Below are 24811 nucleotides of genomic sequence, written 5' to 3'. Positions count from 1 at the left end.
CACGGGTGTATTCGAATGCCGATACACCCATGAATCCACGCAGGTCTTCCGGCGGGTGATGGCGGTCACCGATGTTTCCCGCGAGTAGGAGTTGTTACCGAATCGTTATCTCGTCGATCGCCCCGTCGCGCCTCGGTAGGCTGAGCCGATGCAGCCCGGACCGCCCCCTGTCGACCGCTCCGACGCGCCGTCCGTTCCCGCCGAGGTCCTGGACCGGGTCCGCTCCGCCGAATCGATCGCCGTGCTCACCGGCGCGGGCATGAGCCGCGAATCGGGAATCGCCACGTTCCGGGAGGCGCAGACCGGACTCTGGGAGCAGTACGACCCCGAGGCGATCGCGTCCGTGGACGGCTGGCGCCGGGACAGTGCGCTGGTCTGGGGCTGGTACCAGTGGCGCGCCCACATCGCACGCCGGGCCGAGCCGAACGCCGGACACCTCGCCCTCGCCGAGCTGGCGCGGAGCCGCAGGGTCTCGATCATCACCCAGAACGTCGACGACCTGCACGAACGCGCCGGCTCGACCGTCCTGTCCCATCTCCACGGAAGCCTGTTCGCGCCCCGGTGCGAGCATTGCGGCAGGCCCTATCGCGGGGCCGACGCCTTCCTGCCCGACGGTGCCGACGTCTCGCCCGCGCTGCGGGCGGCGCCGCCCACGTGCATGGAGTGCCTGTCCGCGGTCCGGCCGGGCATCGTCTGGTTCGGGGAGGCGCTGCCGCTGGACGCCTGGAGCCGGGCCGAGGCGGCGGTGCTCATGGCCGACGCGGTACTCGTCGTCGGTACGTCCGGCCTCGTCCACCCCGCGGCCCGTCTGCCGGAATCCGCGCTCGCCGCCGGCATCCCCGTGATCGAGATCAACCTGGAGTGGACCCCGCTCAGCGCGGCCGCCTCGTACCACTGGCGAGGCACCGCGGCGACCACGCTCCCCGCGCTGGTCGCGGCGGTCAACGCGGACGCGGCCCGGGCGTAGCCGGCGGACGCGGGGCGTCCGGCGGACCGTCGGACCTCCACTGGCCGATCACGCCCGGCCCGACGAGCGGCATGTCCCCCACCAGTTCCTCTCCGTTCTTCCGGTCGATGAGGTAGGCGGGCACGCGGTGCCGCCCGTCGCCCTGCCCGCGCTGGCCGCCGGCGCCGGCGGGAGGCACGCCGTAGGGACCGGACGCGGGGCGCGCCCCGGTGCCCGTCGCTCCCGTGCCGGCCGGGGCGGCGGCGCGGGCGACGGCCGCGTCCTGCCGCAGGCCCAGCGGAGAGGCCACCTGCCCGACGCCCCCACGCCCTCCGGACAGGCCGGACACCCCGGCGCCGGTCCGCCCCGTCGACGTGTGCGGGACGGCCGCCGCCGGGGACAGCAGCGACGAGGGTTGCTCCGGGTCCGCGGCCGGGTCGAAGGCCCCCGCGTCGGTCGGGGATCCGCCCGCCTCCTCCGCGCCGGACGACGACGGGGCCGCCCCGGCCCCCGAGCCCTGGCCGCCGGACCCGGTCCCGGTCCCCGCACCCGTCGCCGGCGCGCCCCCGGCGCCCGTCCCTGCTCGCTCTCCGTCCCCCGGGGCGGTCGAGGCGTCGTCGGTGGTCGCCGAGGTCGGCTCCGCTCGCGTTCCCGTGTCCGACGGTGCGCCGCCCGCCCCGTCCCCGGCACCAGTCCCGTCCCCGGCGCCGTTCCCGCCCGAGTCCGGCGCAGGAGCCTCGGTGCCCATGGAGCCGTCCTGCTTCTGGGGTATCTCGCCGTCGCCCGTCGCGAAGGTCACCTTCTGCGTCTGCGCGGCGAGCGGCATCGAGCTCGCGTCCGTCTGCACGGGCACCGTGTAGACCTGGGACAGCTCGGCGGCGACCGTGGCCCGGAAGGTCCGCGCGATCAGCGGGGTCGTCCCGGGCGGGAGCTCCTCGAGATCGCTGAACCTCTCGTTGACGGTTCCCGCCGTGCCCGCGAGGCCGGACAAGCGGCCCGCGGCCCCCGTCGATTCGCGGTCGATCAGGTACGACGACGAGACGAAGCCGCCGACCTCACCGAAACTCGCGGTAGCGGCGTCCCCGGTCCACCGCCGCCTGAGTGCGGCGGCGTCCCGCGCGAGCTCGGCGACGCTCTGGGCGTGGTTCGCCATCGCCTTGCCGACCGCCTGCGCGTCCGCATCCAGCCCGCTCCGGGAGTTCTTCCGCGCGATCGCCCGGATCTCCGCGTAGGAATGCGTCATGAAGTCGGTGCCGCCCACCGCGCGAAAATCCACCACATCAGTTGGACGCATCAGGCGGGCGCGCGGTTCCGAGAATCTTCTCCCGCGCCGATGGGGAACCGATCGCCGTGCTGGTGCGTCCAATCCATAGGGAGCTGTCGAGGATGAGGGAGCGGCATGTCCGACGGAACACTCGCGAAGATCATCGACGAGGCCGAGGAGCGCATCAAGGACCGGCCGAACATGGTCTCGGACGGCAATGTCCAGGAGGAGCTCGCGCGGGCCTTGGAGCGGCACGCCGACCGGGTCGAGGCTGCGGCGGACGAAATCCGTGACGTCGGCTCGCAGAACCACCTCGGGCCGACCACGGAGGGCGAGGACGCCACCTTCAATATCCGGCTCGGGGTCGTCGAGCACGAGCGGTCGATCCGCAAGACGTACCTGGCGCAGGCAGCCGAGGCGCGCACCATGGCCACCGCCATCCGCGAGATCGGCCGGGAGATCCTGCGTACCGAGGGCGTCAGCGAGGAACAGATCAACCGCGTGATCCGCGCATGAACCGCCGCACCACGCTGGCGGTCTTCCTCGCGGCGTCGATCGCGATCACCGGGTGCGCGACGAACGTCGCTGGCGAGGCGACCTCGGCGCTCAAGTCACCGCGGACGTCGCCGAAACCACTGCCGTTCACGCCGACCATCAAGAACCGCACCAACGAGCGCACCGACGGAACCACGTTCGAGCCCTGCAGCGCCTACACCAACGACGAACTCCGCACCTTGGGCATCGACCCGTCCACCGTCAGCGACGCCGCCCAGATCGATGGCGCCAACTACCGCGGCTGTCACTGGCAGTCCACTGGCTTCAGCAGGGCCACGGGGAAGGGCATCCGCTACTCACAACTCGTCGGCAACAAGCTCACCCTCGACGAGTACAAGCAGAAGATGCGCATGCTCCCCTGGCAGCCGGATCGCACGGTCCACGGCCGCCCCCTCGCCGTCGCGATCGAAAGCGAGTACTGCATCGCGGTCTTCGTCTCCGAGTTCGCCATCGTGAGTACCACCGCAGCCCAACCCGTCGACCCTTCCCCCGGACGCACCGTCGAATGCGACAAGGCCGTCGCCTTCGCCTCCCTCGCCATCACCAAGGCCCCCGAGTAGGCCAACGGCACGGAGCGACCACGACGGCGCGACGATCCGATTAGGGTCGACCGGGTGAACGATTCGATCGCCATGCCCGACCGCGACACCGTGCTCTGCATGTCGCTCTCCGGCCGCCCCAGCAGCATCGGCACCCGTTTCCACAACTACCTGTACCGCGAGCTGGGCCTGAACTACCTCTACAAGGCCTTCAGCACGACGGACCTGCCCGCGGCGATCGGCGGGGTGCGGGCGCTCGGAATCCGCGGCTGCGCGATCTCGATGCCCTTCAAGGAGGACGTGATCGCGTTGATCGACGTGATGGAGCCGTCCGCCGCCGCGATCGACTCGGTCAACACGATCGTCAACGAGGACGGCGTGCTGCACGCGTACAACACCGACTACGCGGCCGTCGCCTCCCTCCTCCAATCGCACGAGGTGGATCCGGCACTGCCGGTCGCGGTGCGGGGCTCGGGCGGTATGGCGAAGGCGGTGGTCGCCGCGCTGCGCGATCACGGCTGCGCCGACGTCACCGTAGTCGCCCGCAACGCCGAGACCGGCGGTGCGCTCGCAGGCCTGTACGGCTTCCGGCACGCGACCGCCACGCCCGACGGTGCCCGGGTCCTCGTCAATGCGACACCGGTCGGGATGGCGGGCGGCCCCGCCGCGGAGGAGCTCTCCTTCCCCGCTTCGCTCATCGAGGCGGCGGACACCGTCTTCGACGTGGTCGCGATGCCGCCGGAGACGCCCCTCGTGCGCGCGGGCCGGGCCGCGGGCGGGAAGGTGATCACCGGAGCCGAGGTGATCGCGCTGCAGGCCGCCGAACAGTTCGTGCTGTACACGGGCGTGCGTCCCGACGCCGAGCTCGTTCGCCGCGCCTCCGAGTACTCCCGCTCCTAGCCCCGGCTAGCCCGACGGATCCCCCAGCTCCCGCTCGAGCTGTTCGATCGTCGGCAGCTCGGTGCGCAGTTCGTCCGGGAGGGACCGGACCAGGTCGTAGTCGGACACTCCCAGCGGCCTCGATGTGTCCCGCAGCGCGTACTCGGCGACGACCTTGTCGCCGCCCCTGCAGAGGAGGAGCCCGATGGTCGGGCCGTCGTCGGGATGCTTCACGTCCGCGTCGACCGCGGTCATGTAGAAACCGAGCTGCCCGATGTGCTCCGGCTTGAACCGCGTCGCTTTCAGTTCGATCACCACGTAGCACCGCAGTTTGAGGTGGTAGAAGAGCAGGTCGAGGAAGAAGTCCTCCTCCCCCACCCGCAGGTGCACCTGACGCCCCACATACGCGAACCCGGCGCCCAGCTCCAACAGGAACTCGGTGATGTGGTCGACCAGCGCCTTCTCGATCGCCCGCTCCTCCGCCTCCGCTCCCAACCCGAGGAAGTCGAGCTTGTAAGGGTCCTTCAGCGCTTCCCGTGCCAACCCGGATTGGTCCGGCGGTAGCGTGCGGTCGAAATTCGTGACCGCCAGGCCCTGACGCTCGATCGTCCTCTTCGCAATATGGGACTCGAGCGACGTCCGGGACCATCCGTACTCCAGGGCCGCTCGCGCGTAAGCGACACGCGCGTCTGTGTCCTTCAGCTTGGTCAAGAGCACGATGTTGTGACTCCACGGAATTCGTCCAACAGGCTGTTGGACGATTTCGCTCTGCGACCACGCAGCAGCGAAAGCGCGCATGTACATCAGGTTCGCGCGCAAGAATCCCTTCATCTCAGGGAACGCCGTGCGAAGGTCCTGCGACAGTCTTTCGACCACCTTACGTCCCCAACCGTGCGCCGACTGGCGCTCCAGGATCTCACGTCCGATGTGCCAGTACAGCAGGACGAGCTCGGTGTTCACAGCGACGACTGCGCGCTGCTGCGATTGCGCTATCCGCTGCTTGAGGCCGCCGAGCCAATCGGCGTAGCCGACCGGCACGTCACTCGCAGGCGGTACGCGATCCCGCCCGCCTCCTCCAGATCCTTCGGACATTTCGGCCTCCCCCGGGTGCATCGACTCACCCGAGTCTCGCCGAAGCCACCGACAAGTTTTCGAGCCGTCTACTCCGTATCGATGTCCAGCCCGACGGGCTCCCACACCTCGACGGACCCGTCGGAGGCCCGCTCCCCGACGGTGAGCGCGCGCTGCAGGGTGAGGGGGTGCACGCCGCGCCGGTCGAGGGCCTGCACCACGACGGACATGGCGGCGTCGGGGTCCGTGGCGAAGACGGACTCGCGCACGCGAACGAACTCCCAACCGCACCGTCGAAGCTCCCGCTCGCGCTCGATGTCCGACCGCGCCTGCTCCGGCGTCGAGGCGAAGTCGGCGCTGTCGCACTCCACGGCGAGCTTGCCCTGCTCCCCCGTCACCACCAGGTCGATGGACCGGTGGTTGACGACGACCTTGGGGTTGACGTGATAGCCCATGTCCCGCAGCCGCACGAAGACCTGCTGCTCGAAGAGGTTGTCGAAGGGCTCCACGCGGCGATCGGCGGGGACGTCGACGGGCATCGGTTGCGCCACTTCGACATCCGCCCGCGTGACGTAGCGCAGCAGGGAGGCCCGGAGATCGTTGGGCTTGAGGTCGTGCTCGTCGACGGAGGTGAACAGCCACAGCTGATCCCGGGCGCGCGAGGCGGCCACGTTGAACCGGCGCTGGAAGTCGCGGCCGGTCAGCGCGCGGAAGCGGTAGTCGGGCGCGACGACCATCGACAGCATCACCACGTCGCGCTCGTCGCCCTGGAAGTCGGGGGGCGTACCCACGCGGAGACGACGGGCGTCCCAGTCGTCGGGATCGATGGCCTCCCGCAGCCGGCGGTAGAGCTCGTCGACCTGGCCCTGCCCCTGCAGCGCGATGATGCCGAAGGTGCGCCCCGCGTAGTGCGGGTCGGCGAAACACCGGACCAGCTGGTCGACGATGGCCTGCGCCTCCACCGGATTGCTGATCCGCGCGCCCTCGCCGACGACCCGCCCGTTCGGCACATGCGTGACACGCAGCGGGACGGGGCGGTCGGCGCCGTAGTGCCGCACCGGGATCAGCGGCGCGTCGCTGTAGAACTGGCGCGAGGAGAAGTCGATGATCTCCGGCATGCACCGGAAGTGCTCGCGCAGCCGCACGGTGTGCCCGAACCGGGTGCGCAGCAGGGTGAACAGGCTCGACCGGGGAGTCAGCGAGTCCCGCAGATAGGGCGGGATGTCCGGGAGCCGAGCGTCGAGGCGGGCGAAGACGTCGTCGAGGTTCACTCCGGTGAACGACGAGGGCGCGCACTGGTTCTCGTCACCGACCACGATCACCCGCGGCGCCAGCCACAGCAGGAAGGAGCTGGTGATGTCGGCCTGGCTGGCCTCGTCGACGATGACGACGTCGAAGGCGTTGCGCTCCGGGGAGATCGACGCGACGACCTGCGAGATGGGCATGATCCACGCGGGCACCGCGGACTGTGCCTGGCGCATCGCCTCCCGCGCCGCGACCCGGAAGCGTTCCGCGTGCCGCCCCGAGCCGCGGCCGATGGACGCGACGTGGTCGCGGTAGGCATGCAGGGCCTGGATCTCGTCGAAGGTCATGCGGCGCAGGCACTGCCGCCACGCGCTCGCTGTCGCGATCCGGGTGGTGTAGTGCGTGACGTCCTGTTCGGCGGCCTGCAGGTCGGCCTCGAGCTGGGCGTCGTCGGCCGGGTGCACCCGGGAGGCCGCCCAGGTGACCGCGCGGCGCCACGACCAGGCGTCGGCGAGCTCGGGGACGCGGACGTCCCACACCGGGTCGTCGGCGGTACGCGCGACGAGGTCGAACAGGGCCGGCGCCTTGGTGCGCAGGCGCAGCGCGAGCAGGTCCAGGGCGCCGCGATCGGCGCGCTCCGCGCGGGCCGCGTCCCACGCGCGGCGGGCGTCGCGGATCGGTCCGTACCGGTACTGCCGCAGGGCGGCGACGAGGGCGTCGCCCTCGGGCGAGGGCCCGCGTTCGACGATCTCCTGCACCTGGACCCGGACCGCGTCGAGCCGGCTGTGCGCGTCGCGGGCACCCGCGGCCGCCGAGATCGCGATCACCTGGCGTGCGGTCCGCTCCGTCTCGGCGAGGTCCTTCGGGTGCGGCGCGTGCTCGGACAGTGCCCGCATCGCCTCGACCAGCCGGTCGCGCTCGGACACGAGCCGCACGACGGTGCGGGCGCGCAGCAACTGGTCCGCGGCCTGGCTGAGCCGTTCGCTGCGGCCCCGCGCGGAGGTGCGCCCGGACGGGTCGGCATCCGGCGCCTCGAGGCCGAGCGCCCGCAGGACCTCGCCGACGCGGCCGATCACGTCCTCGACCTTGAGGTGCTGCACGGCGGCGCGCAGGTGCGCCTTGTCGGCGCCCTCGGCACCGTCGACGACGATGCCCAGGCCCGTCTCCTCGAACCGCTTCTGCTCGGGCTTACGGAATCGCTTGCGCGGCTCATTGCCCATCGCGAGGTGACGCGCGTACTCCTCGATGGCGGCGCGGTCATGCGCGTCCGGGTTGTCGCTCAGTTCGACGACGGCGCCGCCGAGTTCGTCGTCGGCGTTGCGGGCGGTGGCGATCTTCTCCTCGAGCCCCGTCAGGCGCGAGGCGAGGTGCGCGCGGTCGCCGAGCAGCATGTCCTCGGCGAGCAGCTGCGCGGACGGCGGGTACCGGCGCACCCGGTCGACGAGCTCCGCGATCAGGTCCGCCCGGGCCCGGACCGCCCTCAGCCGGTCGGCGTCCATGCCGCCGAGGACGTGGGCCAGTGCCCCGCCGTCCATGCCGGCGAGCGGTGAGTCGGCCAGGACCGCACACAGCGATTCGAGTTCGTCGGCGTCGGGGATCTCGGACAGGTCTGGCAGGTTGTGCGCGAGGCGGCGAGAGAAGAGCTCGTCGTTGCGGCGCAGGAGTGCGACCAGCCGATCGAACTCGCGGGTGTCGAGCGGGGGCACGGCACCGTCGATCGGACCGGGCAGCCAGGAGTACTTCTCGGCGTCCCGCCGCACCTGCGCGACGATCTCCGCGGGCTTGCCCGAGTAGGCGGAGGTGACCCAGTCGGACTCCTCGCTCTCGGCGGTGCGCAGCGACCAGACCCGGCGGACGAGTTCCTCGCGCCGCTCGACGGCCCGGTCGCGCTTGGCGCGCAGGTCCCGGATCTCGGCGTCGGCGAGGGCCTCGGAGTACGTGGACTTGCGGGTGGCGATCTCGGTGACGGACGCCGCGAGGGAGGCGGAGCCGTCCTTGGTCACGTCGGTGACGGAGACGACGAGCTGGCGCACGTCCGGCGGCAGCTTCTCCTCGAGCACGGCGAGGGCCTGGGCCTTCTCGGAGACGACGAGCACCCGTTGGCCCTTGGCGAGGAGCGCGGCGAGGAGGTTGGCGATGGTGTGGGTCTTGCCGGTCCCGGGCGGTCCCTCGACGACGACGCCGGAGTCGGCGCCCATATGCGCGAGGATGTCCCGCTGCTCGACGTTGGAGGGCAGCACGTAGTACGCCTCGTCGAGCAGTTCGAGCGGGCTCATCGCGCCGTCGGCGGCGAGCTGCCGGATCCGCTCGTCCGGGCTGATCCCCTCCACCAGCTGCGCGAGCCCGATCGGCACGTCCCGGCCGGGATCGGCGACGTCGGCCTTCATGGCGTCGTAGAAGCCGAGCAGCGGCGCCGAGCCGCGGGTGCGGAGCAGGAGCGCGGGCGCGAACGCGATGTGCGCGCCCGCATCCTTCGTGGCGGCGCCGAGCCACGTCGCGGTGTACTCCTGGCACGCGGGATCGAGCACGGTGCGGGCGTTCTCGCGCAGCTGCGCCTGCAGTTCGGCGGACCCGGAGAGGTCGAAGGACGGGAGCCCGGCGAGCAGCAGCGAGTCCTCGACACGCGGCACGGAGTCGCGCGGGAGCACCACCGTCAACCGCTTGCCGCGGCGGTCGCGCTCGAGCAGCACCGGCTGGGTCAGGAGATGCGCCCGGATGGCGGTGTCGCCGTCGCGGGCGGTGAGCAGACCCGAGGCGAGCACCAGTTCCACCGACTCGGGATGGTCCGCGAGCTCGTCGAAGACGCGGAGCAGCCGCGCGTACGGCGAGTCCGGGGCGTCGTCCCGCGGGACGGTGAAGATCGTCGCGCCGGGCTTGGCGTCCGCGTCCCAGGTGTCGGTGAGTGCCCCGTCGCCGGTCAGCGGGAGCACCGCGAGGTGATCGTCGAGGTCCCGCGCGACCACGGAGCGGGACCGGATCAGCTCGTCCAGGTACTGCAGCAGGCGGACGACGCGATCCCGACGGCCACCCGGGCCGTCGCCCTGGTCACCGGCGGCGGTCATGCGCTCCTCGAGTCTCTCGGGTCGGCTGCAACCGACAGGCGGCGCACCCATTCGGACTACACCTTGACTAAAGGTTAATACAACCCTCGACGAACGCCGACCCGGTCGTCACCGCTTGCGGCCCGCCCGGAACCGCTGCTTGCCCGCGGTGGGCCGGCCCGACGGTGCGCCCGGGTCCGGTTCGAGGTTGATCAACTGGCCGGAGATGCGGGTGCGCTCCAGCGCGTCGAAGACGTCGCGCCCGAGATCGTCGGGCAGTTCGACGATGCTGTGGTCCGGCCGGATGCTGATGTGGCCGAAATCGCTGCGCCGCAGGCCGCCCTCGTTGGCGATGGCACCGACGATCTGCGACGGGGTGGCGTGCTGACGCTTGCCGACGGCGATCCGGTAGGGCACCATCGGCCGGCCCGTCTTGCGATGGGTCGACGGCTCGCGATCCCGGTCCCGGCCGCGCGCGGGACGCGCGTCGCGATCACCGAAGTCGCGGTCCTTGCGGTCCCGGGCGTTGCGCTCACGCTCCGGCGGGTCGGGCTTGAGCAGGAACGAGGCACCGTCGCGCGACTGCAGCGCGAGAGCGGCGGCCACGTCGACCAGAGGCACGTCGTTGGCGCCCACGTAGTCCTCGATGAGCCGGCGGAACATCTGGAGATGGTCGTTGCTGAGGTTCTCGGTGATGGACTCGCCGAACTTCTCCACGCGGTGCGCGTTGACGTCCTCCACGGACGGCAGCCCGATCTCGGTGAGCGGCTGCCGGGTGGCCTTCTCGATGGCGCGCAGCAGGTGCCGCTCGCGCGGCGTCACGAACAGCAGCGCGTCGCCCTTGCGGCCGGCGCGACCGGTGCGGCCGATGCGGTGCACGTAGGACTCGGTGTCGTGCGGGATGTCGTAGTTCACGACGTGGCTGATCCGCTCCACGTCGAGACCGCGGGCCGCGACGTCGGTGGCCACCAGGATGTCGACCTTGCCGTCCTTGAGCTGGCCGATCGTGCGCTCGCGCTGCGCCTGCACGATGTCGCCGTTGATCGCGGCGGCCGCGTGCCCACGGGCGCGCAGCTTCTCCGCGAGTTCCTCGGTGGCGGACTTGGTCCGGACGAAGATGATCATCCCGTCGAACTCCTCCACCTCGAGGAGGCGGGTGAGCGCGTCCAGCTTGCGCTGGTGCGCCACCTGCAGGTAGCGCTGCGTGATGTTCGACGCGGTCGCGGTCTTGGACTTGACGGTGACCTCGACCGGATCGTGCAGGTACTTCTTGGAGATCTTGCGGATCGCCGGCGGCATGGTCGCCGAGAACAGCGCGACCTGCTTGAACTCCGGGGTGTCGGCGAGGATCCGCTCGACGTCCTCCTGGAAGCCCATGGTCAGCATCTCATCGGCCTCGTCGAGCACCAGGAACTCGAGGTTCGACAGGTCGAGCGTGCCCTTGGACAGGTGATCGATCACCCGGCCCGGCGTGCCCACGATGATCTGCGCGCCGCGGCGCAGCCCCGAGAGCTGCACGCCGTAGCTCTGGCCGCCGTAGATGGGCAGCACGGTGATGTTCGGCATGTGCACGGCGTACTTGCCGAAGGCCTCGGACACCTGCAGCGCCAGCTCGCGGGTGGGCGCGAGCACCAGCGCCTGCGGCGTGCGGTTCTCGCCGTCGATCTTGGAGAGCACGGGCACGGCGAACGCGGCGGTCTTACCGGTGCCGGTCTGCGCGAGGCCCACGACATCGCTGCCGGACAGCAGGGGCGGGATGGTGGCGGCCTGGATCGGCGACGGGCTCTCGTACCCGACCTCGGCGAGGGCTCGCAGGACGCGCTCATCGATCCCGAGGTCCAGGAACGACACCGGATCGGTCACACTTTCGGAAGCCTGCACGTCGGTCTCGACAGCGGCGGGGGCGGTGCGCTCGGCACCGAATTCATCAGACATTGTTTCCCCAGCATATGCGCTATCCGTCGCGCACGCGAAACACTATCGGATTCGGACATGGTCCGATAGGTTGTGGGCATTCCACTATCTGCACGAGGAGATGAAGTTGCGCATCGAGTCCACGGAACCGACCCGAACCCACGCACCGTCCGACAACCTGACCACCCGCGTCCGCACCCTCGCGGCGTCGGCCCCGTCGACGGAGCTCTTCCTGCGCCCCTCGGGTTCCGGCTGGTCACCCGTGACGGCGGCGCAGTTCAACGACCAGATCACCGCCGTCGGCAAGGGGCTCATCGCCCGCGGCGTCGAGCCGGGCACCCGGATCGCGATCATGAGCCCCACCCGGTACGAGTGGGCGCTCCTCGACTACGCCAACTGGTCCGTCGGCGGCTCGACGGTGGCGGTGTACGAATCGAACTCGGCGGCACAGGTCGAGCACATCCTCACCGACTCGGCGTCTGTGGCGCTCATCACCGACACGCGCGCCACCGCCGACCGGATCGCCGAGGGCGTGCCCGCCGACACGCAGGTGTGGGTGATCGACGAGGGCCTGGTCGACGCCCTGATCGCCGACGGTGCCGCCGTCGCGGACGAGGACTACCTCACCCGGGCGAACGCCGTCGGGTCCGACGCCGAGGCGACTCTCGTCTACACCTCGGGCACCACCGGCAAGCCGAAGGGCGTCGTGCTCACCCACGACAACCTGCTCAGCGAGTACGACGCCATCCACGAGGGCCTCGACAAGATGGCCGGCGAGAACGCCAGCACGGTGATGTTCCTGCCGCTGGCCCACATCTTCGCCCGCGCGATCTCGGTGGCGGCGGTGCAGCACGGCATCCGGGTCGCGCACACCGCGGACCTGTCGAACCTCACCGGTCTGTTCGGCGAGCTCAAGCCGACCTACATCCTCAGCGTGCCGCGCGTCTTCGAGAAGGTCTACAACACGATGAGCGCCAAGGCCGAGGAGGGCGGCAAGGGCAAGATCTTCCAGGCCGCGGTCGAGACGGCGATCGAGTTCAGCAAGGCCCGGGACACCGGCGGGGCGGGTCTCGTCCTGCGGCTCAAGCACGCCCTGTTCGACAAGCTGGTGTACTCGAAGCTCCGTGAGGCGCTCGGCGGCAACTGCACCTGCGCCGTCTCGGGCGGCGCCCCGCTCGGCGCCCGCCTGGGCCACTTCTTCCGCGGTGCCGGGGTCACCGTCTACGAAGGCTACGGCCTGTCCGAGACCAGCGCGGCGATCACCTGCAACACGCCGACCGAGCAGCGCATCGGCACCGTCGGCCGGCCGGTCCCCGGCAACGAGGTGGCGATCGCCGACGACGGCGAGATCCTGCTGCGCGGCCCCGTCGTCTTCGGCGGCTACTGGGGCCTGCCCGAGGCGACCGCGGAGGCCCTGCAGGACGGCTGGTTCCACACCGGCGACCTCGGCTCGCTCGACGCCGACGGCTACCTGACTATCACCGGCCGCAAGAAGGAGATCCTGGTCACGGCCGCGGGCAAGAACGTGGCGCCCGCGCAGACCGAGGACGCGCTGCGCCAGCACCCGCTGGTCTCGCAGGCGATGCTCGTCGGCGACAAGCAGCCCTTCGTGGGCGCTCTGATCACGCTCGACCAGGAGGCCCTGCCGGGGTGGCTCTCGGCGCACGGCCTGCGCGCCGATATGACGATCGAGGAGGCCGCCGCGAACGAGACGCTGCTCGCCGAGATCGCCTCCGCCGTGGCGACCGCGAATGCGCTCGTCTCCAAGGCCGAGCAGGTCAAGAAGTGGAGCGTGCTCGCCACCGACTTCACGATCGACGGCGGCGAGCTCACCCCCACGCTCAAGGTCAAGCGCAATGTCGTGATGGACAAGTACGCCGACGACGTGGCCGAGATCTACGCCTGAGCCGCTGCCCTACCACGAACGCCGCCCGTTCCCTTCCGGGAGCGGGCGGCGTTCTCGTTACCGCGCGTCAGAGGTCGAACTTCGCGCGGATCTCGTCGGAGTTCTTCTTCTCGAAGTAGAAGCCGAGCAGCGGGATGGTGCCGGCGAGCAGCGTCAGGAGGAAGCGAGGGGCCGGCCAGCGCACCTTCACGCCCAGGTCGAGCGTGAGGATCAGGTAGATGAAGTAGCCCCAGCCGTGGATGATCGCGATCAGGCCGATCCAGCCCGGGATCGGCCAGTCGAAGGCCGGCGCCAGCAGGTACTTGTAGATCATCTCGGCGCACAGGATGAGCAGGAAGTAGCCGGTGAAGTTCGCCATGAACCGGTACCGGCCCAGGGCACCCTTCACCTGGTCGCGGCGCTTGGCCGCCAGCTTCTCCGCCGTCGGCGCGGGTGCGTCGGTCACTTCTTCTCCTCGAGGTTCTCACTCCGCGCCAGTTCGGCGAGGAGCCGGTTGTACTCGTCGTGCGCCGGGTCGTCCGGCGCGGCGTCCGGTTCCGACGGTGCCGCCGCCCGGCCCGGTAGGAAACCCTCGGGAATCGCCGTCAGCGGCGCGGGCGCCGTCGTCGCCTGCCGCGCCCCGGGGGCGGTCCGCTCGTCGACGGTGTCCGTCTCCCCCTCGGCGGCGAGCTGGTCGTGCAGCTCCGCCTCGTCCTCGAGCTGGACGAAGCGCTTGTAGCCCCAGAGGAAGGCGAAGGCGAACAGGGGCCACTGCATCGCGTAGCCGAGGTTGCGCGCGGAGCCCGCGGTCGATTCGAAGCGCCCCCACTGCCACCAGCCCAGTGCCAGGCACGCCGCGGCCGCGATCACCACGAACGCGATCAGCGCGGGACGATGGCGACGACGTTTCACGCCTTCGAAGGTACCCGTCACGGCGCCGATGCCCGAATGACGGTAGGGTGACGTGCGCCGCAGCAGGTGGCTTCCTCCCTGCCGCATGCGCCCGTGGCGGAATTGGCAGACGCGCTGGATTTAGGTTCCAGTACCTCCGGGTGTGGGAGTTCAAGTCTCCCCGGGCGCACCGTCCATCCCGCGGAGTACCGGTGTCCACCCCGGCTACGCCGAAGGGCGTGGAAGCCTGTGCTAGACGGTCTGCACGGCGACGGCCTGCGGGCCGCGGTCGCCGGCCTCCTCTTCGAAGCTGACGCGGTCGTTCTCGTTGAGGCTGCGGAAGCCGCCGTTGCCGAGAATGCCGGAGAAGTGGACGAAGAGGTCCTTGCCGCCGGCGTCCGGGGTGATGAACCCGAAGCCCTTGTCGGCGTTGAACCACTTGACGGTGCCCTGCTGAGCCATGCGATTACTCTCCTGAGTATCAAAGGTGCAGGACCGAATCTTTCGGCCCTGGGTGTGCGGAGGTACGCGAAACAAAGCAACCGGAAACTACTCACGGAGTTCGGGATCTGTCCGCCGCGGAAAATCTTCGCGAAAACGAACCACCAAGAAAATCAACCGACTCCACCATAACAGAAACACAGCACGATGGCCAGGCGGCCGCAGCACACGGTCGATCAGCTCATGCTCCACGCCAGCAGCGCAGCGACCGCGGCACCGACGATCCACGGCCACTTCCGTCGACGCCGGGGCGCCCCATCTCGTTGTTCTCTCATCACCCCTGTCTACCAGGACCGGGCACGCCGCGCCCCGCTACCACACTGCGGTTCAATCGACAGAGCGAAAACGACGACGGAGGATGTCGTTCGAAAAATCCTTCTCACAGTTTCTCATGGAAGAAACCCCAGGCGACGCCGGTTTTTCGTCCGGCCGCGATGTCACCGTCTGTGAATGCCTATGAGTTCTCTTCGTTTGGACTCAGTACCGCCTGGGTACGTTCGATTCCGTAGCTCGGACCGCGTCCACAGACCGGCCGAGCGACCACCGAAAGGAGAACACCATGCTCACTCGTTGGAAGATCGCCGCGACCGCCGGCGCCGCCGGCGCGCTGATCCTCGCCCCCGCCGCGATGGCGCAGGCGGCACCGTCGGACCCGGTACCCGGGACGAAGTGCACCGTCGGACAGGTCGAACGCGCCCTGATGGCCGTCGCACCCGAGGCGGCCACGGCCGTGAACCGGGTCCCGGGCGGCCGCGCCGAGGCGGAGCGGATCCTCACCCTGCCACCGGCCGAGCGCACGGCGCGCATCCATGAACTCGGTCGGCAGAACCCGCAGCTCGCGGCGTACTACACGCAGAACGAGGGCAGGATCAATCACACGATCGGCGTCGTGGCCGCCACCTGCTCGCAGTACTGACCGGCCCCGGAGCCGCGAAAGGCGCCGACTCCCCAGGGAGGCGGCGCCTTTCGTCGCGGCGGATCAGGAGATCGGGATCTCCTTGATCTTGGAATCGGGCTTACCCGTGGTCTTGCAGAAGACGATCGCCTGCTGCTGCAGGCCGCTCACGATGATCGCCGAGGGCTCGTCGCCGTGCTTATCCTTGTACAGCTTGGTCACCTGCTCGCGCTGATCCGAGTCCGACATCTTCTGGTAGTTCTCGCACGTGGTGTCGCCGCCCTGCTTCGTGCACCCGGTCAGGGTGAGCGCCGCGACGGCGAGCACCGCCGCTCCGATTCGGACACTGGTTGTGGATCGCGTCATGATCTGCACCTGCTTCACACTCGTCGGTTTCGGACCTGTAGACCGTACCCGCGAACCGTCGAAACCAATCAGTCCACGCAGGGGATCTCACCGCCGCGCAGGGTGGTTCCCGCGTCGGGCACGGGGCCTGCCGCTGTCGGCGCCGCGGTCGTGGTGCTCGGGGCCCGCGGCACGGTGTAGCCGACGGGGTGCGGGGCGGGGGTCGCGTCGGCCGTGGGCTCGGCAGCGGTGTCGGCGTCGTCCGGCGTCGGCACGGACTGCCCGAAGGCCTTCTGCACCTGCGCGCGGATGGCCTTGGGGTCCACGAGGTTCACGGACTGCTCGTCGATCATCGAGTAGCCGAGCACCGGCAGCGTGGTGAACGTGAGGTTCGTTCCCGCGATCTGCCCGGCCTGCTGCGCGAACTCCTGCAGGTCCCACCCGTCGGAGACCACGACGTCCTTCTGCGCCACGGCGATCAGCGACTGGAGCTTGCGCATGTCGCCGAAGACGCCCTGCTTCTGCAACTGCACCATGACCCCGGCGATGAAGGCCTGCTGCCGGTGGGTGCGGTCGAGATCGCCGTCGGCGAGCCCGTGCCGCTGACGGACGAAGGCGAGCGACTGCGCCGCATTGAGCTTCTGCCGGCCGGCGGGGAAGGCCGCGCCGGAATAGCTGTCGTGCACCGGCTTGTTAAGGCACACCTCGACGCCGCCGAGCGTCTGCGCCAGGTCGTAGAAGCCGACGAGGCTGACCTCGGCGAAGTGATCGATCGGCACCCCGACCAGCCGGCCGACGGTGGCGATCGTCGCTGCGCGCGCGGATTCCCGGGCCTTGCTCTCGAGTTCCTTGCGGTCCTTGACGCCCTTGGCCACCAGTTTGTCCTCGACCTCGGCCTTCCGCGTGCCGTAGGCCTCCTTGATCTTCCCCTTCTTCCGCGACTCGACGCCGACGAAGGTCACGTAGTCGTCGCGCGGGATCGAGAAGGCCGTGACCTTCTTCCCGTCGGCCGGCACGTGCATCAGGATCAGGGTGTTGGTGTTGTAGCCGCCGTTGTCGCTGGTACCGGCGTGCAACTGCCGGAGCACGTCCGCGGGCAGCGCGTCACCGTTCTGGTCGCGCCGCGTGTCCAGGCCCATCAGCAGGATGTTCTTCGCGCCCCCGGTGGATCTCGCGACCTTCGCCTCGGCCAGCGCGCGGGAGACGTTGAACCCGCCGATCACCAGATTGGTGCTCCACCAGACGGTCCCGGTGACGGCGAGCACGACGACGGACAGCAGCGCGACGGCCACGCGGCCACCACGCATCCCGGACGGTCTGCTCCTCACGCGGCGACATTACCGCGTGGAGGGGCCCTCCTCGGGGATGCGCGCCGCGAGCGCCCGCAGCGGCTCGACCAGCTGCGCGAGCGCCCGCGCCCGGTGACTGATCGCGTTCTTCTCCTCCGCGCTCAGTTCGGCCGCCGTGCGGTCCGAGCCGAGGGGCAGGAAGACGGGGTCGTATCCGAAGCCCCCGTCGCCCCTGGGCTCGCGCAGGATCGTGCCCCGCCAGGTGCCGCGCACCGTGACCTGGCCGGCCTCTCCGGGACCGCTGACCAGCGCGCAGGCCGAGACGAACTCCCCGCCCCGCCGCTCGTCGGGGGTATCGGAGATCTGCGCGAGGAGCAGCACGGTGTTGGCGGCGTCGTCGCCGTGCCGACCCGACCAGCGCGCCGACAGCACGCCGGGCATCCCGTTCAGGGCATCGACGCAGATGCCGGAATCGTCGGCGAGACAGGGCAGTCCGGTCCGCTCGTAGCCCTGTCGGGCCTTGATCAGTGCGTTCCCCTCGAACGACGGTGCGTCCTCGGGCAGTTCCTCGAAGGGCGGTACCTCGTCGAGGCCCACGATCTCGAGCCCGACGATGCCCGCGTCCGCGACCACCTGCCGCAGCTCACGGAGCTTCTTGGCGTTCCGGGAGGCGAGCAGCAGCCGCGCGGTCACTGACCGAACTTCTTCTTCTGTTCGCCGCCGGACTCGGGCAGCACACCGGGATACGGCGCGGCGAGCGCCTCCTTCTGCACGGCGAAGAGTTTCTCCGCGCCGGCGATCGCCGAGTCGAGCATCCAGTCGAGCGTGGTGCGCGCGAAGGTCGCGCCCTCCCCCGTGCCCTGCACCTCGACGAGCGTGCCGGTATCGGTGGCGACGACGTTCATGTCCACCTCGGCGCGCGAATCCTCCTCGTACGGAAGGTCGAGCCGGACGCGGCCGTCCACGACGCCCACCGAGACGGCGGCGATGGCGCACGAGATCGGCTGCGGGTCGGTCAGTTTGCCGGCCGCCCCCAGGTAGGTGACGGCATCGCACAGTGCGACGTAGGCGCCCGTGATCGACGCGGTGCGCGTGCCACCGTCGGCCTGGAGCACGTCGCAGTCGATCGCGATCGTGTTCTCGCCGAGGGCCGCGAGGTCGATGCAGGCGCGCAGGGACCGCCCGATCAGGCGCGAGATCTCGTGCGTACGGCCACCGACCTTGCCCTTGGTGGACTCGCGGCGGCTGCGCTCGTGGGTGGCGCCGGGCAGCATCGCGTACTCGGCGGTCAGCCAGCCCTGGCCGGAACCGCGGCGCCATCCGGGCACCCCCAGCTCGACGCTGGCGGTGCAGAGCACCTTGGTGTTCCCGAACTCCACCAGCACCGATCCCGCGGGGTTCTGGGTGAATCCCCGGGTGATGGTCACCGGGCGGAGTTCGTCGTCGGCCCTGCCGTCTGCGCGTCTGCTCACGCGCCCAGCCTATCGTCTCCGGCCGAGGCCGGCCTCAGAGCTCGAAGACGTCGCCGCCGCTGACCGCGTGGACCGGGCCGTCGTAGACCGACCGCGCCTCCGCGAGCACCGCCTCGCGCGACGTCCACGGCGGGATGTGGGTGAGCAGCAGCCGCCCCACGCCGGCATCGGCCGCCGCCTGCCCCGCCTCCACGCCGGACAGGTGCACGCCGACGGGCCGGTTGTCGGGGTCGTGCGTCCAACTGGCCTCCGCCAGCAGGACGTCCGCGCCGCGGGCCAGCTCGACGAGGTTGTCGCACACGCCGGTGTCGCCGGTGTAGGCGAGCACCTTCCCGCTGGGCGCGGTGATCCGGAGCCCGTGCGACTCCGGCGGGTGGAACATCCGGAACGGGCGCACCGTGAATCCGCCCACCGCGTGGTCCTCCCCCTCCGCCCAGGCGGAGAAGTCGAAGGTGTCGGAGATGTCGTCGAGCATCGCCGCCGTCTCGGCGGACGCGCGGCCGATCCGCTCGGGCGTGTCCGCGGGCCCGATCAGCCGCGCCCGACCGGACGCGGGCTGCGGGTGGTAGCGGCGCCACACCAGGAGCGAGGGCAGGTCCAGGCAGTGGTCGGCGTGCAGGTGCGAGAGCATCACCGTGGCGGTGTTCGGGTCGACGCGCTGTTGCAGCTCACCGAGCACACCGGGGCCGAAGTCCATCACCACGGGCTCGTGGCCGTCCACCTCCAGGAGATACCCCGAGCATGCCGATCGTCGACCACCGACACTGCCGGAACACCCGAGGATGGTGAGACGCATGAAGCACATGCTGCCAGATCCGCGATCCTCACGAGGCAATCGCGCCGAGCTGACGAGAATTGTCCGGTCCCGACCCGCTGCGGGCCCGGCGGCCGAGGAGCACCGCGGCGAGGACGCCGCCGACCGCTCCCCACAGGTGCGCCTGCCACGAGACGCCCGGCTGACCGGGCAGGACACCCCAGAGCATGCCGCCGTAGAGCACCATGAGCACCACCCCGACCACGAGGTCGAGGGGCTTGCGGGTGAACAGCCCGCGTGCCGCGAGGTAGGTCATCCACCCGAAGAGCACACCCGAGAGGCCGATCACCACGGTGTGCGTACCGCCGGTGAGCCACACGCCCACCCCGGAGAAGAGCCAGATGATCGCGGTGGCGAGGAGGAACCGGCCCGCGCCGGCGACCAGGCCGAGGAAGCCGAGGATCAGGGCGGGAACGCTGTTCGCCGCCAGGTGCTCCCAGCCCCCGTGCAGCAGCGGTGCGAGCGCGATACCGCGGATGGCTTCGCCGCTCTCGCGGGGATGGATGCCCCATTGGTCGAGGGAGTTGCCTGCGGCCGTGTCGACGACCTCGATCAACCACAGCGCCGCGACGAAGATCACGACGGCGATCGCGGACCTGCCGCCCGTACTGCCCGCGACCCGGCTCGTCACCGAGCGCCGGACACCGTCGTTCTGAGAAACCGTCATGGCGACCTCCTCGCGCGAGCGGAGGCCGATCGGCTCACGCCCAGAGCTGGCCGTCGAGGGCGTCCTCCGCGTCCTCCAACGTACCGTCGTACGCCCCGGTCGACAGATACTTCCATCCCGCATCGGCCACGACGAAGGCCACGTCCGCTCGCTCCCCGGCCGCCAGGGCCTTGTTCGCGACGCCCAGCGCAGCATGCAGCACACCGCCCGTGGAGACGCCGGCGAAGATCCCCTCGTCGTCGATGAGCTGCCGCATCCGGCGCACCGCGTCGTACGCGCCCACCGAGAACCGGCGGGTGAGCACGGACTCGTCGTAGAGCTCGGGGACGAAGCCCTCGTCGAGGTTGCGCAGGCCGTAGACGAGCTCGCCGTACCGCGGCTCGGCCGCGACGATCTGCACGCCGGGCACGTGCTCGCGCAGGTAGCGCCCGGTACCCATGAGCGTGCCGGTGGTGCCGAGCCCGGCCACGAAGTGCGTGATCTCGGGGAGATCGGCGAGCAGCTCCGGCCCCGTCCCGGTGTAGTGGGCGCGGGCGTTCGCGGGGTTGCCGTACTGGTAGAGCATCACCCAGTCGGGGTGCTCGGCGGCAAGCTTCTTCGCCTCGGCGACGGCCCGATTCGACCCGCCGGCGGCGGGCGAGGAGATGATCTCGGCGCCGTACATGGTGAGCAGCTGCCGCCGCTCGGCGGAGGTGTTCTCCGGCATCACGCACACCAGCCGGTAGCCCTTGAGCTTGGCCGCCATGGCGAGGCTGATCCCGGTGTTGCCGGAGGTGGGTTCGAGGATCGTGTCGCCGGGGTGCAGCCTGCCGTCGTTCTCGGCCTCGGTGATCATCCGCAGTGCCGGGCGGTCCTTGATCGACCCGGTCGGGTTGCGGTCCTCGAGCTTGGCCCACAGCCGGACGTGCGGCTCGCCGTCGGCGTCCGCCCAGCGGGGCGACAGGCGCGGCAACCCGACCAGCGGCGTCCCGCCCAGCGAGTCGAGCAGGGAGTCGAACCTCATCCGCCCGCAACCGCGGGAAGCACCGTGACGGTGCCGCCGTCGGCGACGGGGGTGTCCAGCCCGCCGGTGAACCGGACGTCCTCGTCGTCGACGTAGACGTTGACGAACCGGTGCAACGCCCCGTCGGCGATGAGCCGGTCCTTGATCCCCGCGTGCCGGGTCTCGAGGTCGTCGATGACGGCGGCGAGCGTCGCACCCTCGGCGGGCACACGCTTCGCATCGCCCGTGAGCGGCCGCAGGATGGTCGGGATGGAGACGGTGACGGACATCTTTTCCTCCAGGATGTGGACGGACTCTTCGGTGATCACGGAGTCGACGATGCGGTAACTGCGGACCTCGGCCTCGGGGCCGAGTTCGTCGCGGGTGGAGATCAGCACGTAGTGGGCGTTCGGCTCGGACGCGAAGCTCACGTCCGTCCGCGACGGGTACGCCTCGGTCGCGGTGTGCGAGTGGTAGACGACCACCGGCTCCTCGTCGCGCGCCTCCATCTCGCGCCAGACGCGCAGCTGCTCGGCCGAGTCGAACCGGTAGAAGGTGGGCGAGCGCTCGGCGTTGACCATCTCGATCAGCCGCTCGGGCCGGTCGGAGCCCTCGGGCCCGGCGATTATGCCGCACGCCTCGTCGGGGTGGTCGCGGCGCGCATGCGCGATCATCTTCTCCACCAGCTCACGCCGGATGGTCAGGCCCGTCTCGGTCACGACCCGAACAACCGCGCCGGGCCCGGGGCTATTCCGCCTCGCGCTCGAGCATCACCGAGACCAGCACGTCGAGCATCGCCGAGAGCCAGTGGTAGACGTCGACGTGACCGACCCGGCCGGGGTCGTCGGAGGACGGACCGTCCGGCAGATCGGCGGTGATCCCGAGCAGGGTCCCGAGTGCGAGCCGTAGGTCGTTGATGCAGGTCAACCAGTCCTGAGCCTCGGACTCGGTGAGGGTCACGGTGCCCGCCCGCTCGGGCAGCGTGGCGAGGACCGTCTGCGCGGCGGCCCGCTTGGCGTCGATCACCTCGGGCTCGTTGAGCGACCGCAGTGCCCCGTTCAGGTCGCGCGCCAGCTCGCCCGACGGTGCGTCGGTCGCGCCCGGCGCGTTCGCGTCGGTCCGGTAGAAGTCGGGCAGCAGGCGCTGAAGCACCGCCTCCTGCGGCGGCTCGGCGTGGCCGGTGCGCAGCCCGGTGAGCTCGGCGAGGTCGTCGTGCGGGGCCGAGTCCTCCCGCTCGTCGAAGAGTTCGATCAGGGAGCCGACGAGGGACCGGACGAGGCCGACCTCCTCCGGATCCATCTTCGAGACGAAGCGGACGTCGCCGCGCACGCCCCGCTTCGCCTGCCAGTTACGCACTCAGCCGTCGCGCTGCATCGTCGCCCACAGGCCGGCCGCATGCAGCTTGCGGACGTCGGCCTCCACCTTGTCGCGGTCGCCCGTGGAGACCACGGCCTTCCCCTCGGTGTGCACCTGCATCATCAGTTCCTTGGCTTTGGCCGTGCTGAACCCGAAGAGCTTGCGCAGCACGAAGGTCACGTACGACATGAGGTTGACGGGATCGTCCCAGACGACGGTGACCCAGGGCTTGTCGATCGCCTCGTCGGTCTCGCGTTCGAGCACCGCTGACGTGCCGGGCTGGGCGGCGGCGCCTCCAGGACCTCCCGGTGCCGCTGCGCTGCTGTCGGTCATGGTTCTAGGGTACCCAGTGTGACGGTAGATGAAAACGGGACCGACATCCCCTTGCGGAGTTCGGCCCTGCTCACCGATCAGTACGAGCTGACGATGCTGGCGGCGGCGCTGCGGGACGGCACGGCGCACCGCCCGTGCGTCTTCGAGGTCTTCGCCCGACGCCTGCCCGCGGGTCGGCGGTACGGCGTCGTGGCGGGCACGGCGCGAGTCCTCGACGAGCTCCGCCGGTTCCGGTTCGGGCCCGACGAGCTCGCGATCGTCGAGCGTTTCCTCGACGCCGAGACGGTGGCCTGGCTGCGGGACTACCGGTTCACGGGCGAGATCGACGGCTATCGCGAGGGCGAGCTGTACTTCCCGGGCTCTCCCCTGTTGACGGTGCGCGCCAGCTTCGCGGAGGGCGTGATCCTGGAGACGCTGATCCTGTCCATTCTCAACCACGACAGCGCGATCGCCTCCGCCGCGGCACGAATGGTCTCCGCCGCGGCCGGGCGCCCATTGATCGAGATGGGCTCGCGGCGCACGCACGAGCGCGCCGCGGTGGCCGCCGCTCGCGCCGCGTATCTCGCGGGGTTCACGATGACGTCGAACATGGAGGCGGCCCGGACCTACGGCGTGCCGTCGGGCGGAACGGCGGCGCACGCCTTCACCCTGCTGCACACCGGCCCGGACGGCGCCGACGAGGAGGCCGCCTTCGCGGCCCAGGTCGCCGCGCAGGGGCCGGGGACCACGCTGCTGGTGGACACCTACGACATCACGGAGGGCGTCAACCGCGCCGTCCGCGCCGCGGGCCCCGAACTCGGCGGGGTCCGGATCGACTCGGGCGACCTCGGCATCATCACGCGGCAGGTGCGCTCGCAGCTCGACGGCCTGGGCGCGACGAAGACGAAGATCGTCGTCTCCGGCGATCTGGACGAGTACGCGATCGGTGCCCTGCGGGCCGAGCCCATCGACGTCTACGGCGTGGGCACCTCGCTGGTCACCGGTTCGGGTGCGCCCACGGCCGGGATGGTCTACAAACTCGTGCAGGTCGACGGCCTGCCGGTCGCGAAGCGCAGCTCGCACAAGGAGACCCAGGGCGGCGAGAAGCGCGCGACGCGCTTCGCGCGCAGCACCGGCACGATCGTCGAGGAGGTGCTGCACCGGCCCGGCACCACGCCCGCGGTGCCGGCGCACCTGACCGCGACGCCGCTGCAGATCCCGCTGGTGCGCGGAGGCGAGCAGGTCGACGGCCTGCCCGGCCTCGAGGACGCCCGCGCGCACCTGCGCGACGCCCTGGTCTCCCTCCCCTGGGAGGGCCTGGGCCTGTCGAACGGCGAGCCCGCCATCCCGACCCGGTTCGAGGAGCGCTCATGAGCACGGCACTCATCGCCGCGGAGCGGAGCGACGCACTCATCGTCGTGGACGTGCAGAACGACTTCTGCGAGGGCGGCTCACTCGCCGTCGCGGGCGGGGCGCAGGTGGCGCGCCGCATCCACGACGATCTGCTGGACTCCTATCCCCTGGTCGTCGCGACCCGGGACTGGCACATCGATCCCGGCGCGCACTTCTCCGCGACGCCCGATTTCGTGGATTCCTGGCCGGTGCACTGCCGGGCCCGGACCGAGGGCGCGGCGTTCCATCCGAACCTGCGGCTGCCCGCGCCGGTCCCGGTGTTCAGCAAGGGCGCGTACTCGGCGGCGTACTCGGGTTTCGAGGCCCACGACGCCGACGGCGCCTCACTCGCGGAATGGCTCGCGGCGCACGAGGTCTCGTCGGTCGACGTGGTGGGTATCGCCACCGACTACTGCGTGCGCGCCACGGCCCTCGACGCCCGGACGGCGGGCCTGACGGTGCGCGTGCTCGCCGGCTACACCGCGGGCGTCGCCGAGGAGTCGACCCGCGCCGCCCTGGCGGAGTTCACCGCCGCCGGCATCACCGTGGCCTGACG

25 protein-coding genes, 1 tRNA gene and 1 pseudogene are annotated in these 24811 nt (G+C 70.6%); 9 read left to right on the top strand and 18 right to left on the bottom strand.

Annotated features, from left to right (window positions below; genetic code table 11):
• Positions 1-148 precede the first annotated feature (148 nt).
• Complete coding sequence (locus AC21LY_RS11095; RefSeq protein ID WP_489046523.1) at positions 149-967, top strand: SIR2 family NAD-dependent protein deacylase; 819 nt, start codon at positions 149-151, stop codon at positions 965-967.
• Here the strand turns inward: AC21LY_RS11095 and AC21LY_RS11090 are convergent.
• A complete protein-coding gene (locus tag AC21LY_RS11090) occupies positions 942-2222 on the bottom strand; it encodes a hypothetical protein (protein WP_489046522.1) in 1281 nt (426 codons plus the stop codon). The genes AC21LY_RS11095 and AC21LY_RS11090 overlap by 26 nt on opposite strands.
• A gap of 123 nt (positions 2223-2345) precedes the next feature.
• Between AC21LY_RS11090 and AC21LY_RS11085 the strand changes: the two genes are divergently transcribed.
• From AC21LY_RS11085 to AC21LY_RS11075, 3 genes are all read left to right on the top strand, one after another.
• Entirely contained in the window at positions 2346-2726 is a 381-nt protein-coding gene (locus AC21LY_RS11085; protein WP_489046521.1) for a hypothetical protein, read from the top strand.
• Entirely contained in the window at positions 2723-3325 is a 603-nt protein-coding gene (locus AC21LY_RS11080) for a DUF3558 domain-containing protein (protein WP_489046520.1), read from the top strand. Before AC21LY_RS11085 ends, AC21LY_RS11080 begins: the two co-directional genes overlap by 4 nt.
• Before the next feature lie 72 nt (positions 3326-3397).
• On the top strand, positions 3398-4204 hold the full coding sequence (locus AC21LY_RS11075) for a shikimate 5-dehydrogenase (RefSeq protein ID WP_489046779.1): 807 nt from the start codon (positions 3398-3400) through the stop codon (positions 4202-4204).
• Between the two features lie 6 nt (positions 4205-4210).
• Here the strand turns inward: AC21LY_RS11075 and AC21LY_RS11070 are convergent, their stop codons facing one another.
• The 3 genes from AC21LY_RS11070 to AC21LY_RS11060 all read right to left on the bottom strand — a co-directional run bounded on the left by AC21LY_RS11070 (position 4211) and on the right by AC21LY_RS11060 (position 11475).
• Positions 4211-5221, bottom strand: a complete 1011-nt coding sequence (locus AC21LY_RS11070; RefSeq protein ID WP_489046519.1) for a PDDEXK nuclease domain-containing protein — start codon at positions 5219-5221, stop codon at positions 4211-4213.
• Between the two features lie 122 nt (positions 5222-5343).
• Positions 5344-9561, bottom strand: a complete 4218-nt coding sequence (locus AC21LY_RS11065) for an AAA domain-containing protein (RefSeq protein WP_489046518.1) — start codon at positions 9559-9561, stop codon at positions 5344-5346.
• Between the two features lie 108 nt (positions 9562-9669).
• A complete protein-coding gene (locus tag AC21LY_RS11060) occupies positions 9670-11475 on the bottom strand; it encodes a DEAD/DEAH box helicase (protein ID WP_489046517.1) in 1806 nt (601 codons plus the stop codon).
• A 106-nt stretch (positions 11476-11581) separates the two neighbouring features.
• Here AC21LY_RS11060 and AC21LY_RS11055 point away from each other — a divergent pair, with 106 nt between their 5' ends.
• Complete coding sequence (locus AC21LY_RS11055) at positions 11582-13360, top strand: AMP-dependent synthetase/ligase (protein WP_489046516.1); 1779 nt, start codon at positions 11582-11584, stop codon at positions 13358-13360.
• 67 nt (positions 13361-13427) lie between these two features.
• On the opposite strand, the gene AC21LY_RS11050 is transcribed toward AC21LY_RS11055, so the two are convergent.
• Together AC21LY_RS11050 and AC21LY_RS11045 are read right to left on the bottom strand one after the other, a co-directional pair.
• Entirely contained in the window at positions 13428-13805 is a 378-nt protein-coding gene (locus AC21LY_RS11050; protein ID WP_489046515.1) for a DUF3817 domain-containing protein, read from the bottom strand.
• Positions 13802-14251, bottom strand: coding sequence for a transcriptional regulator (locus tag AC21LY_RS11045; protein ID WP_489046514.1), 450 nt, complete (start codon positions 14249-14251; stop codon positions 13802-13804). Before AC21LY_RS11045 ends, AC21LY_RS11050 begins: the two co-directional genes overlap by 4 nt.
• An 87-nt stretch (positions 14252-14338) precedes the next feature.
• Between AC21LY_RS11045 and AC21LY_RS11040 the strand changes: the two genes are divergently transcribed.
• A tRNA-Leu gene (locus AC21LY_RS11040) sits at positions 14339-14420 on the top strand.
• Between the two features lie 62 nt (positions 14421-14482).
• On the opposite strand, the gene AC21LY_RS11035 is transcribed toward AC21LY_RS11040, so the two are convergent.
• A complete protein-coding gene (locus AC21LY_RS11035; RefSeq protein ID WP_489046513.1) occupies positions 14483-14692 on the bottom strand; it encodes a cold-shock protein in 210 nt (69 codons plus the stop codon).
• A 598-nt stretch (positions 14693-15290) separates the two neighbouring features.
• Between AC21LY_RS11035 and AC21LY_RS11030 the strand changes: the two genes are divergently transcribed.
• Complete coding sequence (locus AC21LY_RS11030) at positions 15291-15647, top strand: hemophore-related protein (RefSeq protein WP_489046512.1); 357 nt, start codon at positions 15291-15293, stop codon at positions 15645-15647.
• 63 nt (positions 15648-15710) lie between these two features.
• Here the strand turns inward: AC21LY_RS11030 and trbK are convergent, their stop codons facing one another.
• The 11 genes and pseudogenes from trbK to clpS form a co-directional block, all read right to left on the bottom strand.
• Entirely contained in the window at positions 15711-15992 is a 282-nt protein-coding gene (gene trbK, locus AC21LY_RS11025; RefSeq protein WP_489046511.1) for an entry exclusion lipoprotein TrbK, read from the bottom strand.
• A gap of 68 nt (positions 15993-16060) precedes the next feature.
• On the bottom strand, positions 16061-17299 hold the full coding sequence (locus AC21LY_RS11020) for an LCP family protein (RefSeq protein WP_489046510.1): 1239 nt from the start codon (positions 17297-17299) through the stop codon (positions 16061-16063).
• Between the two features lie 9 nt (positions 17300-17308).
• Positions 17309-17953: an RdgB/HAM1 family non-canonical purine NTP pyrophosphatase gene (gene rdgB / locus AC21LY_RS11015; RefSeq protein ID WP_489046509.1), complete on the bottom strand. Its 645-nt coding sequence runs from the start codon at positions 17951-17953 to the stop codon at positions 17309-17311.
• Positions 17950-18732 (bottom strand): ribonuclease PH, encoded by a 783-nt coding sequence (gene rph, locus AC21LY_RS11010; protein WP_489046508.1) that lies wholly within the window; start codon positions 18730-18732, stop codon positions 17950-17952. The genes rdgB and rph overlap by 4 nt, the downstream gene beginning before the upstream one ends.
• A 34-nt stretch (positions 18733-18766) precedes the next feature.
• Entirely contained in the window at positions 18767-19528 is a 762-nt protein-coding gene (locus tag AC21LY_RS11005; protein WP_489046507.1) for a cyclic nucleotide-degrading phosphodiesterase, read from the bottom strand.
• 28 nt (positions 19529-19556) lie between these two features.
• Positions 19557-20213 carry a rhomboid family intramembrane serine protease gene (locus tag AC21LY_RS11000; RefSeq protein WP_489046506.1) on the bottom strand — a complete coding sequence of 219 codons (657 nt, stop codon included), beginning with the start codon at positions 20211-20213 and terminating at the stop codon, positions 19557-19559.
• 34 nt (positions 20214-20247) lie between these two features.
• The gene (locus AC21LY_RS10995; protein WP_489046505.1) at positions 20248-21216 is read right to left on the bottom strand and encodes a PLP-dependent cysteine synthase family protein; all 969 of its coding nucleotides are present in this window, start codon (positions 21214-21216) and stop codon (positions 20248-20250) included.
• Entirely contained in the window at positions 21213-21485 is a 273-nt protein-coding gene (locus AC21LY_RS10990) for a MoaD/ThiS family protein (RefSeq protein WP_489046778.1), read from the bottom strand. Before AC21LY_RS10990 ends, AC21LY_RS10995 begins: the two co-directional genes overlap by 4 nt.
• 6 nt (positions 21486-21491) lie before the next feature.
• Positions 21492-21899 (bottom strand): annotated as a pseudogene (locus tag AC21LY_RS10985) (M67 family metallopeptidase); the annotation flags it as partial.
• A gap of 43 nt (positions 21900-21942) precedes the next feature.
• Positions 21943-22551 carry a DUF2017 domain-containing protein gene (locus AC21LY_RS10980; RefSeq protein WP_489046504.1) on the bottom strand — a complete coding sequence of 203 codons (609 nt, stop codon included), beginning with the start codon at positions 22549-22551 and terminating at the stop codon, positions 21943-21945.
• Entirely contained in the window at positions 22552-22884 is a 333-nt protein-coding gene (gene clpS, locus AC21LY_RS10975) for an ATP-dependent Clp protease adapter ClpS (protein ID WP_489046503.1), read from the bottom strand. It abuts the gene before it with no gap.
• Between the two features lie 51 nt (positions 22885-22935).
• On the opposite strand from clpS, the gene AC21LY_RS10970 reads away from it, so the two are divergent.
• Together AC21LY_RS10970 and AC21LY_RS10965 are read left to right on the top strand one after the other, a co-directional pair.
• Complete coding sequence (locus AC21LY_RS10970; RefSeq protein WP_489046777.1) at positions 22936-24237, top strand: nicotinate phosphoribosyltransferase; 1302 nt, start codon at positions 22936-22938, stop codon at positions 24235-24237.
• On the top strand, positions 24234-24809 hold the full coding sequence (locus AC21LY_RS10965) for an isochorismatase family protein (protein ID WP_489046502.1): 576 nt from the start codon (positions 24234-24236) through the stop codon (positions 24807-24809). The genes AC21LY_RS10970 and AC21LY_RS10965 overlap by 4 nt, the downstream gene beginning before the upstream one ends.
• The last annotated feature ends 2 nt before the right edge of the window (positions 24810-24811 follow it).

Source organism: Tsukamurella sp. II2bb, from assembly GCF_057815145.1.
The sequence above is the reverse complement of the archived record's forward strand: the minus strand, read 5'-3'. Positions and strand labels throughout refer to the sequence as shown.